The organism is Thermodesulfobacteriota bacterium (assembly GCA_040755095.1).
Taxonomy (GTDB): Bacteria; Desulfobacterota; Desulfobulbia; order Desulfobulbales; family JBFMBH01; genus JBFMBH01.
The window spans coordinates 1-12,412 of record JBFMBH010000008.1; the positions used below are offsets into that span (position 1 = coordinate 1).

10 protein-coding genes are annotated in these 12,412 nt (G+C 68.4%); all 10 read left to right on the plus strand.

What is annotated here, in order from left to right; translation table 11 throughout:
• Positions 1 to 360: 360 nt before the first annotated feature.
• The 10 genes from AB1634_02640 to AB1634_02685 all read left to right on the plus strand — a co-directional run bounded on the left by AB1634_02640 (position 361) and on the right by AB1634_02685 (position 12,369).
• Complete coding sequence (locus tag AB1634_02640; GenBank protein ID MEW6218413.1) at positions 361 to 2,187, plus strand: tetratricopeptide repeat protein; 1,827 nt, start codon at positions 361 to 363, stop codon at positions 2,185 to 2,187.
• The gene (locus AB1634_02645) at positions 2,184 to 4,511 is read left to right on the plus strand and encodes a tetratricopeptide repeat protein (GenBank protein ID MEW6218414.1); all 2,328 of its coding nucleotides are present in this window, start codon (positions 2,184 to 2,186) and stop codon (positions 4,509 to 4,511) included. Before AB1634_02640 ends, AB1634_02645 begins: the two co-directional genes overlap by 4 nt.
• A 73-nt stretch (positions 4,512 to 4,584) precedes the next feature.
• Positions 4,585 to 4,845, plus strand: coding sequence for a hypothetical protein (locus AB1634_02650; protein MEW6218415.1), 261 nt, complete (start codon positions 4,585 to 4,587; stop codon positions 4,843 to 4,845).
• Positions 4,842 to 5,252 (plus strand): type II toxin-antitoxin system VapC family toxin, encoded by a 411-nt coding sequence (locus AB1634_02655; GenBank protein ID MEW6218416.1) that lies wholly within the window; start codon positions 4,842 to 4,844, stop codon positions 5,250 to 5,252. Before AB1634_02650 ends, AB1634_02655 begins: the two co-directional genes overlap by 4 nt.
• Before the next feature lie 668 nt (positions 5,253 to 5,920).
• Positions 5,921 to 7,306 carry a nitrogenase iron-molybdenum cofactor biosynthesis protein NifE gene (gene nifE / locus AB1634_02660; protein ID MEW6218417.1) on the plus strand — a complete coding sequence of 462 codons (1,386 nt, stop codon included), beginning with the start codon at positions 5,921 to 5,923 and terminating at the stop codon, positions 7,304 to 7,306.
• Entirely contained in the window at positions 7,306 to 8,676 is a 1,371-nt protein-coding gene (locus AB1634_02665) for a nitrogenase component 1 (protein MEW6218418.1), read from the plus strand. The genes nifE and AB1634_02665 overlap by 1 nt, the downstream gene beginning before the upstream one ends.
• Before the next feature lie 24 nt (positions 8,677 to 8,700).
• Complete coding sequence (nifB, locus tag AB1634_02670) at positions 8,701 to 9,972, plus strand: nitrogenase cofactor biosynthesis protein NifB (protein MEW6218419.1); 1,272 nt, start codon at positions 8,701 to 8,703, stop codon at positions 9,970 to 9,972.
• Positions 9,973 to 10,043: 71 nt separating this feature from the next.
• A complete protein-coding gene (locus AB1634_02675) occupies positions 10,044 to 10,352 on the plus strand; it encodes a NifB/NifX family molybdenum-iron cluster-binding protein (GenBank protein MEW6218420.1) in 309 nt (102 codons plus the stop codon).
• A 411-nt stretch (positions 10,353 to 10,763) separates the two neighbouring features.
• On the plus strand, positions 10,764 to 11,978 hold the full coding sequence (locus AB1634_02680) for an ammonium transporter (protein ID MEW6218421.1): 1,215 nt from the start codon (positions 10,764 to 10,766) through the stop codon (positions 11,976 to 11,978).
• 52 nt (positions 11,979 to 12,030) lie between these two features.
• Positions 12,031 to 12,369: a P-II family nitrogen regulator gene (locus AB1634_02685; protein ID MEW6218422.1), complete on the plus strand. Its 339-nt coding sequence runs from the start codon at positions 12,031 to 12,033 to the stop codon at positions 12,367 to 12,369.
• Positions 12,370 to 12,412 lie beyond the last annotated feature (43 nt).

Sequence of the window (12,412 nt, forward strand, 5' to 3'; positions counted from 1 at the left end):
CCGATTCCGGACTAACGGCCCCTGGCCCACGGGTGCCAAAGAGCTGCACCGCCTCTCCTGTGTTGCCACGCAGGAGAGCAAAGGGAGAGGTGTTGCCGAAATCGGCCAGCGCGGCCGCGATTTCAGGCGATCAGGCTCAGACCACCGACTGTCGGGGCTCCCTTGGGCACGAGACAACGGGGATCTGGGCACTCAGACGGTCAACTCCCTGCTCAACTTGGCCAAATCGGGAATTGCTGGCCGAACCCAACCGAATATTGTGACCATAGGAAAAAATCCTCGACCTGGATCACGGCCATGGGCTTGAGGCCAGAAAGTTGCTATCCAGGCGGATGCCATCTTTATACCGGGTGAACACGGGTGACTTGGCTCTTCGAACGACGCATGTTGTCGGTACTGGTCTTCATCCTGCTGGCCACGTGCCCCGCGGCCGGGGCGGCTTCGCCGGCCGCGATCTACAGCTCGGCCCGCCAGCAGGTGGTGGCGGTCGAGGTTCTCGACGATGACGGCGAGATGGTCGCGGCCCTGTCGGCGGTGGTCGTTGCCCCGGAGCAGTTGGTCACTCTGTGCAGCCTGGTGGACGGCGCGGGTGGCCTGCGGCTTGTTTACGGCGACCACCGGGCGCAAGCGGTGGTGACCGGGCGGGACCCGGGCCGCGACCTGTGTCAGCTGGGGGCTGCGGAATTGCCGGATGTCACGCCAGCGGTGGTGGCGGCGGAGGATCCTGCAGTCGGTGCCTCGGTCTACGCGGTGGGCAATACCCTTGGCCTGGGAGTCGGTATCTCGGAGGGGGTGGTGTCGGCGGTCTGGAGCCAGCCGGCGGCGGGCGAGGCCGCCATCCAGTTCACCGCACCCATCGGCCCTGGCTCCGGGGGAGGCGGGCTCTACGACGCAGCCGGCCGGCTGGTGGGCATCGTCCAGTTCCGGAATCTGGACGGCCAGAACATCAACTTCGCTTGCCCGGCCCGCTGGATCCACGAGCTGTCGTCCCGGGCCGCGGCGACGGCGACCCAGCCGGCCTGGCGCGGGACGGCCATGCGGCTGGCAGCTGCCTCTGACTGGACCGCCCTGGCGGAGCATGGCCGGGCCTGGACCGCCGCCCTGCCTGACCACGCCGAAGCCTGGTACTGGCTGGGCACGGCCGCCAACGCCATGGAGGAGTGGCCGGCCGCCGAAAAGGCGTTCCGGATGGCCCTGGCGGAGAACCCTGCTGCCGTTGCCGCCGGTCATGGCCTTGCCGTGGCCCTTGTCCGGCAATCCCGGCCCGAGGAGGCACTGGAGGTGACGCGCGGTCTCTTGGCCTTTCGGCGGGAGGACGCCGCGGTCTGGCTGGACATCGGCCTCATCGAGATGGCCCTGGCACACCCCACCCAGGCCAAGCAGGCCCTGGCGCAGGCAGCCCAGCTGGCGCCGTGGGATCCGCGCCCCCAGGGCGGCCTGGTGGATATCGCCCGGGGCGAAGGCAACTGGATCGGCGTGGTGGCGGCCCTCAACCGAGTGACTCATATCGATCCCGGAGCCGTCCAGGTCTGGATCGAGCTGGCAGAAGCCTTGTGCAAGCTGCACCGGTACACCCGGGGGCTGGCGGCAGCCGACCGGGCGCTGGCTCTCGCCCCCGGCCAGCCCGATGCCCTCCTGCTCAAAGGTATGGCCCTGGCGGCGCTGGGGCGCATGCGGGAGGCCATCGACACCCTGCGCGCCGGGCTCGATGGCCAGCCGGCGAATCCGGCGTGGGGCTGGAACAGTCTTGGTCGCATCTATTCCTTCCTTGGCCTCTGGCCCGAAGCCATTGAGGCCTTCCGCGAGGCAGTACGACTGGACCCGGCCAACCTCGCCTGGACCGGAGAGCTGGGGGTCGCCCTCAAGGATGGCGGCCTTCGCCAGGAGGCGCTCTTTCTCTTCGAAAGGCTTGCCGACCAGAAGCCGGAGGACCCGTTTCCCTGGCGTCAACTTGGCTACACCAATGCCCTTCTCTTCCGGCCCGAGGCGGCTATCCCGGCCCTGGAGCGGTCCCTGGCTCTCGACCCCAGGGATCCCAAGGTCTGGAACGCCCTCCTGGAGATGTACCACGCGGCCGGCCGGACGGACGATGTCCGCCGGGGCTTCCAGCGCCTCTTTGTCCTGGATCGAGCCTGGGCTGACGACGCGTACCGCCGGCTGCTGCTGCCCTACGAGGCCCGGCCATGAAGGGCCTGGTGCTGCTTGTTCTGGGAATAGCCACGCCGGCCGCGGCCGGTGAGGCCGAGCTGGTCTTCGACCAGGTGCGGCGCTCCGTGGTGACCGTCACGGCCTTGGATGAGCGCGGGCAGGCGGAGTGGGAGGGCAGCGGTGTCGCCGTCGCCGAGGGCCAGGTGCTCACCAACTGCCATGTGATCGACGACGCCCAGGAGGTTCGGGTGCACCTGGCGGATCAGGATCTTCCTGCCCGGCCGCATCTCGCTGACCGGCCGCGGGACCTGTGCGTCCTTGCCGTCCCGGGCCTCGCCGCCGCCCCCGTTCGGACGCGGCCGTTCGCCGCCGTGTTTGTCGGCGAACGGGTCTATGCCGTGGGCAACCCTCTGGGGTTGGGCCTGGCGGTGAGCGCTGGTCTCATTGCGGCGCTGGACCAGGAGGAGCCAGGCATCTACACCACGGCTCCCTTGTCGCCCGGCTCCAGCGGTGGTGGTCTCTTTGACGCCCAGGGCCGGCTGGTCGGCATCACCACCCGGGTTCTGGCCTTTGCCCAGAATTTCAACCTCGCTCTGCCCGCCGACTGGGTGGCCGAAGTCGCCAGCCGCGGGGTCGTGGTGACAGACCCGCCGGCACCGCCCGAGCCGGACCCCAACTGGCTCGCCCGGGCCGAGGCCCTGCGTCTGGCCGCTGAATGGCCAGGGCTGGTCGACTGGGCCGCCCGCTGGCGCAGCGAGTATCCCACCTCAGCCGTGGCCGCCACCTTTCAGGGGCAGGCCCTGTCCAACCTTGGCCGCCCTGTGGAGGCCAAGGTCGCGCTCCTGGAGGCGGCAGGCCTTGAGCCCAGGAATGAGCTGGTCTGGCCGTACCTGGCGATCGTTCGCCGCACCCTGGGGGAAGAGGAGGCCGCCCAGGACCTTGGCCACGCCATGGCCCTGGCGCCAAAGCTCGGCTATCTCTGGCGGATTCAGGCCGAGTGGCAGCTGCAGGATGGCGACCTGCCGGCGTCTCTGGTCTCCCTGCAGGAATCCCTGCGGCGAGAGCCGGGTGACCCGGAGACCTGGGCGCTCCTGGGCCAGGTCCAATTCAGGCTCGGGGATCAGACAGCGGCGGTCGAGGCCTACCGGGCAGCGGTGCGCCTCAAGCCGGCCGATGCGGTTGCCCAGAGTGGCCTGGCCATGGCCCTGGCCGCCGCGGGACGCCTGGACGAGGCCCGCTCGGTGCTGGCGGCCGCCGCCGGGCTGCCCGAGCGCGATGCCAGGGTCTGGCTGCGGATTGGCGAGCTGCTGGAGCAGCAGAGCTCCCACGGGCAGGCGGAGGAGGCCTTCCGTCAGGCCTTGTCCCTGGATCCCGCGCTCGTGGAGGCGGCACACCGATTGGCTGGATCTTTGAGGAAGACCAGACGCCTGGCCGAGGCGGCCGCAGTGCTCCGGCAGGCCCTGGGCAGCCAGTCGGAGAACGCGTCTCTGTGGATGGACCTGGGCCGGACCCTCCTGGGGCAAGGGGACCCGGTCGCGGCCATGGCGGCCCTGGAACAGGCCTGCGCCCTCGACCGCAGCCTTGCCAGCGCCTGGCGTCTCCTGTCCGAGGTCCGATTCGACACCGGGGACCTGAGCGGCGCCTTGGCGGCCCTGGAGCAGGTGACCCGGCTGCGGCCCCAGGACGCCCAGGTGTGGGCCGAGCTGGGGCGGGTGCAGCAGCGCATGGGGCGGCCCGAGGAGGCCTTCGTGGCCTTCACCGAGGCCGCCCGTCTCGACCCGGAGAACGAGATGGCCCTGCAAGGACTGACCGCTCACCACGGCTCGCGCCAGGAGCATGAGCGGTCTTTGGCCTATGCCGAGCGGAGCGTGGCGCTGTCCCCTGGCTCACCTGCGGCCTGGAGCAACAAGGGCTATGCCCTTCTCAAGCTGGGGCGCTATGCCGAGGCCGCCGAGGCCTTGGAGACAGCGGTCAGGCTGCAGCCGGACAGGAGCAACAGCCTGATCAACCTGGGTGAGGCGTTCTTGCGCCAGGGACAGCTGGGCCAAGCCATCACCACCCTGGAGAAGGCCATCCGCGTGGCGCCTGCGGCCCCGGACGCCCGCCTCTTTGCAGCCCAGGCCTATGCCGCCAGCGGGCAGCTCGGCCCGGCAGCCCAGCATCTGACCGCCCTGACAGAGATCACCCCAGGCTTCGCACCGGGCTGGGCCATGCTGACCCTGGTCCTCCTGGACCAGAACCGGCCCCAGGAGGCGAAGACTGCCTACGGTCGCCTCCGGGACTTGAGCGCGGCCCTGGCCCAGGAGACACGGAGCCGGGCCCTGACCCAGGGCCTGCCCGGGGCAGCCGCGCTGGCGGAGTAAGAGACGTGGTAGCCAATGCCGGCGTGAGGTGCTATCATGATGGCATTCAGACGCCAGCACAGGAGGTGAGCCCATGCCCAATATCAGCATCCGCGGCATCGATGCCGAAACCGATCGTCTACTCAGACAGGCGGCGAATCGCCGTGGGAAAAGCGTCAATGCCCAGGTGATCGAGCTTATCCGTCAGGGCTTGGGGGTCGGGAATTCCGCCAAGGGAATAACCTTGCATACCGACCTGGACCATCTGGCCGGAACCTGGAGCCAGGAAGATGCCGACGAGTTTTCTGCGCGTATCACGACCTTGTCGGAAGTGGACGAGACCCTGTGGAGATGAGACAGGTGCTGTTGGACACCAATGCCTATGTGGCCTTCAAGCGAGGCATGCCGGAGGCCGTGAGCATCGTTCAGATGGCGGACAGGATCGGTCTGGCCAGCGTGGTCCTTGGTGAGCTGCTGGCCGGATTCTTGGGCGGGCGGCAGGAGGCCGTGAACCGGAGCGAGCTTGCCGAATTCGTGGCCTCCTCCCGGGTGCTTTGCTTGCAGGTGGGTGAGCGGACAGCCGAGTACTATGCGGCGGTCTTCCACAGCCTGCGTCGTAAGGGACGTCCCATTCCCACCAACGACTTGTGGATCGCAGCTACCGCACTTGAACACGGCTTCAAGCTCTTCTCCTTCGACAGCCATTTCTCAGCCATCGATGGGCTGTTGGTGGCCTGCCATCCCGAAGGCTTCCTCCCTTGACTCCCGCACCATCCTCCCGCCGTAGCTCCAGCCGGCCCGGAGGGCTCACCAAATCTTCTGGAGAATGATTCCATCCATCGGCTGGAGTGTACGTGGGACACCGGGCTGCCATCATTGTAGCGCCCTTGTGATTCGAGATTGACCGCGTCCGCGACACATGGCTTGCCGGCACAGCGCAGCCGCACGAAAGAATTCTCTGCTGGTTGCAGCGGCACCGTCGCGATCTGCTTCCAGCGATCACCAACTTGGGTCTGGTCGATGACCTTGGCCGCCAGCACCTGCCCTTCGCTGACGATCTCGTAGGCTGCCGCGGGATGCCATGTGGATGCCGCCGGCACGGCGGGAACCCAAGCCGACACCGTGTAATAATCAGCCTGCTCGCTGGGAAGCTGCCAGCGGGCCTCCCCGGCAGCGCTCACCAGCTCGTGCGGATCCGACACCAGTCGTGGTCGAAAGATCCCACTGCCTGACAATTCCGTCCCCTGCCCTTCATCCCTGTCTCCTCCCCGACACCCGCCGACTCCGACTTGGCCGCGAGGAAGGCCGCTACCAGCGGACCGTCGAGACAACACACCGTAATCACGCGATAAATCCAGGCAGAATCCTCTTGGCATGCGGGTTGCTCTTTCGGGATCGGCAACCACAACCCGAGCCCCGAGGAGCCAGCCATGGCCAAAGCCCCCATTCCCATCCTTGCCGAGCGTGCCCGCCAGATCATGGTCAGCGGCGATCCTGGCGCCGCCATGGACTGCAACAAGGACAGCCTGGCCGGGGCGGTGAGCCAGCGGGCCTGCGTCTTCTGCGGCTCCCGGGTGGTGCTCTACCCCATCGCCGATGCCCTCCATCTCGTCCACGGCCCCATCGGCTGTGCAGTCTACACCTGGGACATCCGCGGCGCCCTGTCCTCGGGACCGGAGCTGCACCGGCTGTCCTTTTCCACCGACCTCGCGGAGCGGGACGTGATCTTCGGCGGCGAGAAGAAGCTCTACCGCTCCCTCATCGAGCTCATCGACCGCCATCAGCCCAAGGCAGCCTTTGTCTACGCCACCTGCATCGTCGGCCTCATCGGCGATGATCTGGCAGCGATCTGCCGGCAGGTGGCCAAGGAGAGAGGCATCCCGGTGCTGCCCGTGCAGTCGGAAGGCTTCAAGGGCAACAAGCGGGCCGGCTACCAGGCGGCCTGCAAGGCGATGTTCCAGCTGGTGGGCACCGGCGACCCGGCCGGCATCAGCCCGCACAGCATCAACATCCTGGGCGATTTCAACCTGGCCGGCGAGACCTGGCTGATCCGGGACTACTTCGCCCGCATGGGGGTGGAGGTGGTGGCCAACATCACCGGTGATGGCCGGGTGGATGCCATCCGGCGCTGCCATGGCGCGGCCCTCAACGTGGTGCAGTGCTCGGGGGCGACCATGGAGCTGGCGCGGATGATGGAGGAGCGCTACGGGGTGCCGTCCATCCGGGTCTCCTATTTCGGCATCGAGGACATGAGCGATGCCCTGTACCGGGTGGCGGCGTTCTTCGGCGAGCCGGCGATGCTGGCCCGGACCCGGGAGCTGGTCCGCACCGAGACCGCGGCCCTGCTGCCGGAGCTGGAGCATTACCGCCAGGCCCTGGCCGGCAAGAAGGCGGCCATCTATGTGGGCGGCGCCTTCAAGGCCTTTTCCCTGGTCAAGGCCTTCCGGCTCCTGGGCATGCAGGTGGTGCTGGTAGGCTCCCAGACCGGCACCGCCGAGGATTATGCGGAGCTGGCCGCCATCACCGATCCCGGCACCATCATCGTCGACGACGCCAACCCCCTGGAGCTGTCCGGCTTCCTGGCGGCCCGGGGAGCGGACATCTTCGTGGGCGGGGTCAAGGAGCGGCCCATCGCCTACAAGCTGGGGGTGGCCTTCTGCGACCACAACCACGAGCGCAAGGAGTGCCTGGCCGGCTTCGCCGGTATGAGGAACTTCGCAAGAGAGGTCTACGCCTCGATCATGAGTCCGGTGTGGCGCCTGGTGCCCCGGCAGGAAACGGCGGAGGCCGCGGTGGCCAGCGAGGAGGTGCGGTGATGGCAACGATGGCAGTCAAGACTGGTGCGGCGGTCTCCACCACCAACGCCTGCAAGCTGTGCGCCCCCCTGGGCGCGGCACTCGCCTTCCGGGGCATCGAGGCCACGGTCCCCTTCCTGCACGGCTCCCAGGGCTGCGCCACCTACATGCGGCGCTACATCATCAGCCATTTCAACGAGCCCATCGATATCGCCTCTTCCGCCCTGGGCGAAAAGCAGGCCGTGTTCGGCGGCGGCCCCAACCTCATGCAGGGGCTGGCCAACGTCATCCGCAAATACCGGCCGCGCCTGATCGGCGTCGCCACCACCTGCCTCACCGAGACCATCGGCGACGACGTGCCGCGGCTCCTGAAGGATTTCGCCCGGGAGCAGGGGGACGATTCGGAGCTGCCGCTTCTGGTGCCGGTCTCCACCCCCAGCTACGTGGGCACCCACATGGAGGGCTTCCACGCTGCCACCCGAGCGGTGGTGGCAGCCCTGGCCGAGCCTGGGCCGCGGCATGGCGGCGTGAACCTGCTGCCCGGCCTGGTGTCGCCCGCTGACCTGAGGCATCTGACGGAGATCTTTCGGGAGATGGAGACGAAGGTCACGATCCTGCCGGACTTCGCCGCCACCCTGGACGGCCCAGCCCTGGCCCACTATCCCCTGATCCCGGCGGGCGGCACTCCGCTGGCCGCCATCCGCCGGTCCGGTAGCGCCGCAGCCAGCCTGGAGCTCGGCCGCACCCTGGCCGGCAAGGACACCGCCGGCGGCCTCCTGCAGCAGGCCTGCGGCATCCCCTGCCTGCGCCTGGGATTGCCCATCGGCATCCACGAGACCGACCGCTTCCTGGCCGAGCTGACCAGGATCTCCGGCCGGCCGGTGCCGGCCCGGATCAAGGAAGAGCGCGGCCGGCTGGTGGACGCCTACGTGGACGGCCACAAGTATGTCTTCGGCAAGCGGGCGGTGGTGTACGGCGAAGAGGATCTGGTGGTCGGGCTTGCCGCCTTTCTGGCCGAGATCGGGGTACAGCCGGTGCTGTGCGCCTCCGGCGGCACCAGCGGTCAGCTCGCCCAGGCGGTCGCGGCCGCCACCGCCGACCTGACCCGGGAGGCACCCGTGGTGCGGGAGGGCGTGGACTTCTTCGAGATCGAGGAGCTGGCCGCCGCCCTGGAGCCGGATCTCCTGGTGGGCCACAGCAAGGGCTATTCCCTGGCCCGGCGGCGGCGGATTCCCCTCATCCGGGTGGGCTTTCCCATCCATGACCGGCTGGGAGGGCAAAGGATCCTGCATCTGGGCTACCGGGGGGCCCAGGCCCTCTTCGACACCGTGGCCAATGCCCTGATTGCTGCCAAGCAGGACGGAAGCCCGGTCGGCTACAGCTACATGTAAACCCCATCTCCCCAGGAGACGGCCATGAACGAGATCAAGCGCGATTCCTCCCGGCACCCCTGCTTCAACCCGCAGGTGAAGGGCGAGTGCGGCCGGGTGCACCTGCCGGTGGCCCCCAGCTGCAACATCCGCTGCAACTACTGCAACCGGCGCTTCGACTGCGTGAACGAAAGCCGGCCCGGCGTCACCAGCGCCCTGCTGCGGCCGGAGCAGGCCAGGTCCTACCTGGCCGAGGTGCTGGCCCGGGAGCCCCGGATCACCGTGGCGGGGATCGCAGGACCCGGCGACCCCTTCGCCAACCCCCAGGAGACCATGACCACCCTGCGGCTGGTGCGCCAGGATTTCCCGGCCCTTCTCCTGTGCCTGGCCACCAACGGCTTGGGGATCATGCCGTATGTGGACGAGCTGGCGGAGCTTGGAGTGTCCCACGTCACCGTCACCGTCAACGCGGTCGATCCGGCGATTGGCGCCAGGATCTACGGCTGGGTGCGGGAGGGCAAGGTGATCTACCGGGGTGCGACCGGGGCCCAGCTCCTCCTGGCCCGCCAGGAGGAAGCCATCCGGCGCCTCAGCGCCCATGGCCTCACGATCAAGATCAACACCGTCATCATCCCCGGCATCAACGATCAGCATGCGCCGGCGGTGGCGGCCCGGATGCGGGAGCTGGGGGCGAGCCTGCACAATTGTATGGCCATGGTGCCCAACGCCGACACGCCGCTCGCCGAGGTCGTTCCCCCGGCCCCGGCGGCTCTGGAGGCGATTCGAGAGAAGTGCGGCCAGCATCTGCCCCAGATGCGCCATTGCACCCGCTGCCGGGCTGACGCCGTCGGCCTGTTGGGCGACGACCGGCAGCAGGAATTCGGTGCCTGCCTGGCCACCCATTCCCGCCGGGTGCCGGCGACCGCCGATCGTCCCCACGTGGCGGTGGCCACCATGGAGGGTATGCTGGTCAACGAGCACCTCGGCGCGGCGGGGCGCTTCCAGATCTGGACCCGGACCGCGGATGGCTTCCAGCTCCTGGAGGAACGGCCAGCGCCGGCCCCCGGTGGCGGTGAAGGCCGCTGGCAGGCCCTGGCCCGCACCCTCGGTGACTGCCGAGCCGTGCTGGTGAGTGGCATCGGCGACACCCCCGAAAGGATCCTGCGCGCCGCAGGCATCGAGCCGGTGACCATGGCCGGCTTCATCGCCAGCGGCCTGGCGGCGGTGTATGGCGGCGGCAGCGTCAGCCACCTGCGGGTACGGCGCGCCAGCGGTGCCGGCAGTGGCTGCAGCGGCAAGGGCGGCGGCTGCCTGTAACCGAACGAAACCTCCATCACCCGCGCCGCCCCCTCTCTTGCCGGAGGGAGCGGCCCCCAGGGAGAACGACCATGCGCATTGCCGTGGCAACATCCGACACCGTCCACGTGAACGAGCACTTCGGCCGCGCCGACCGCTTCCTCATCTACGACCTCGTGGGCCCGACCCCGCGCTACATCGAGACGCGGCCGGTCACCCGCCTGTCCACCGGCGACCCGGATCACCCCTTCGATCCCGCCCGGCTGGCCGCCATCGTCCAGGTGCTGGCAGACTGCAGCCGGGTATATGTGACCGCCATCGGCGAGCGCCCCGCCGCCGAGCTTGCGGCCCGCGGTATTACGCCGGTGCTCTACGAGGGTGCCATCGCGACCCTGGCCTGAGCCCCTGCCCGGACGGGGCCTGGCCGCGCTCGGCCCGATACCCGCCGCGGCGGGCCGGGCGCGGCACCCCGTGCGGGCCGTTGCCACCGGCGTCTCATCCGGCACCTGGTCCCAGACGATCCGGAGCAGGCCGAGAGGGCGTTCCCGCCCATCGACGGGGCTGTCCCCCCGGCGAGAGGATTTCCCTTTTCTGTAACATTCTTCCCCGCCGAGTCTTACAAGAATGTGCTAGGCCAGCAACACGGCCCTTCGCACCCCATCGAAAAGAAGAGCGTGATCACAGCCGGTTAGCATACCCAGCCAGGCCTGGCACGGCCGTTGCTTTTTGCCTGCAGCAGGACAGCAACCGGTGGCCAGCCGCTTCTGCGGCCCGGCCAACATCTTGTCGCTCAACTACGGGAGGAAGACCTCATGGACAAGGGAAACATCGCTTTCATGCTGGTGGCCTCGGCCCTGGTCATGTTCATGACCCCGGGCCTGGCCCTGTTCTACGGCGGACTGGTACGGGTCAAAAACGTCCTCGGCACGGTGATGCAGAGCTTCATCTGCCTGGGGATCGTCTCGGTGCTCTGGGTGGCCTACGGCTACTCCCTGTCCTTCGGCACCGACCTGGGCGGCTTCATCGGCAGCCTGGAATGGGCAGGTCTGGCGGGGGTTGGCCTGGCGCCCGGACCCTACAGCGACAGCATCCCGCATCTTTTGTTCTGCGCCTTCCAGCTCATGTTCGCCATCATCACCCCGGCCCTCATCACCGGCGCCTTTGCCGAGCGGATGAAGTTCTCCGCCTTCGTGCTCTTCGTGATCCTGTGGAGCAGCCTGGTCTACTTCCCGGTCTGTCACTGGGTCTGGGGAGGAGGCTGGCTGGCCAAGCTGGGGGCCCTGGATTTCGCCGGCGGGACGGTGATCCACATCAACTCGGCCGCTGCCGCCCTGGTGGCGGCCCTGGTGATCGGCCGCCGCCGGGGCTACGGCAAGGAGGCCTTCCATCCCCACAACCTGCCCATGACGGTGCTGGGCGCCGGCATCCTCTGGTTCGGCTGGTTCGGCTTCAACGCCGGCTCCGCCCTGGCTGCCAACGAGACCGCCACCCTGGCCTTCTTCACCACCCAGGTGGCCACCGCCTGCGCCGCCTTGTCCTGGGTCGTGGCCGAAAAGCTGATCCAGGGCAAGCCCACCACCCTGGGCGTGGCCTCCGGGGCGGTGGCTGGCCTGGTGGCCGTGACGCCCGCCGCCGGCTTCGTCTCGCCCTTGTCGGCCATGGCCATCGGCCTGGCGGCCGGTGTGCTGTGCTACCTGGCGGTGCTCCTCAAGAGCCGTCTCGGCTATGACGACGCCCTGGATGTGGTGGCGGTGCACGGCGTCGGCGGCCTGTGGGGGGCGCTGGCCACCGGCCTCTTCGCCTCCGCGGCCCTCAATCCGGCCGGGGCCGACGGCCTCCTTCTCGGCAACGCCAAGCTGTTCTTCGCCCAGGCGGCGGGGGCCGGAGCCGCCGTCGCCTACTCCATGACGGTCACCTTCATCATCCTCAAGATCGTGGACGCCGTCGTCGGCCTGCGCCTGAGCCCGGAAGACGAGCAGCAGGGATCGGACCTCAGCCAGCACAGTGAGATCGGCTACAACCTGTAGGCCACGCACCGCAGACGCCAACAACCAGGAACCCCCCATGGGAGGTGGGCTCATGAAGAAGATTGAGGCCATTATCAAGCCGTTCAAGCTCGACGATGTCAAGGATGCCCTTAACCGGCTCGGAGTCAAGGGCATGACCATCTCCGAGGTCAAAGGCTACGGCCGCCAGAAGGGCCACAAGGAGATCTACCGGGGCGCCGAGTACGTGGTGGACTTCATCCCCAAGACCAAGATCGAGGTGATCGTCGAGGCCGCTCAGACAGCGACGGTCGTGGATGCCATCCGGGAGGCGGCCCTCACCGGCAAGATCGGGGATGGCAAGATCTTCGTCCTGCCTGTGGAAGAGGTGGTGCGGGTGCGCACCGGCGAGAAGGGCCCGAGCGCTATCTAGCCTTCTGGCCACCGGCCAAGAGACCAAAGGCTCCCTGGGCAGC

What these genes read in the sequence shown, in the direction of transcription:
- AB1634_02655 (MEW6218416.1), top strand. Translation starts at nt 4,842, where the DNA reads ATGAGACAGGTGCTGTTGGACACCAATGCCTATGTGGCCTTCAAGCGA.
- nifB (MEW6218419.1), top strand. Translation starts at nt 8,701, where the DNA reads ATGAACGAGATCAAGCGCGATTCCTCCCGGCACCCCTGCTTCAACCCG.
- AB1634_02650 (MEW6218415.1), top strand. Translation starts at nt 4,585, where the DNA reads ATGCCCAATATCAGCATCCGCGGCATCGATGCCGAAACCGATCGTCTA.
- nifE (MEW6218417.1), top strand. Translation starts at nt 5,921, where the DNA reads ATGGCCAAAGCCCCCATTCCCATCCTTGCCGAGCGTGCCCGCCAGATC.
- AB1634_02675 (MEW6218420.1), top strand. Translation starts at nt 10,044, where the DNA reads ATGCGCATTGCCGTGGCAACATCCGACACCGTCCACGTGAACGAGCAC.
- AB1634_02680 (MEW6218421.1), top strand. Translation starts at nt 10,764, where the DNA reads ATGGACAAGGGAAACATCGCTTTCATGCTGGTGGCCTCGGCCCTGGTC.
- AB1634_02685 (MEW6218422.1), top strand. Translation starts at nt 12,031, where the DNA reads ATGAAGAAGATTGAGGCCATTATCAAGCCGTTCAAGCTCGACGATGTC.
- AB1634_02645 (MEW6218414.1), top strand. Translation starts at nt 2,184, where the DNA reads ATGAAGGGCCTGGTGCTGCTTGTTCTGGGAATAGCCACGCCGGCCGCG.
- AB1634_02665 (MEW6218418.1), top strand. Translation starts at nt 7,306, where the DNA reads ATGGCAACGATGGCAGTCAAGACTGGTGCGGCGGTCTCCACCACCAAC.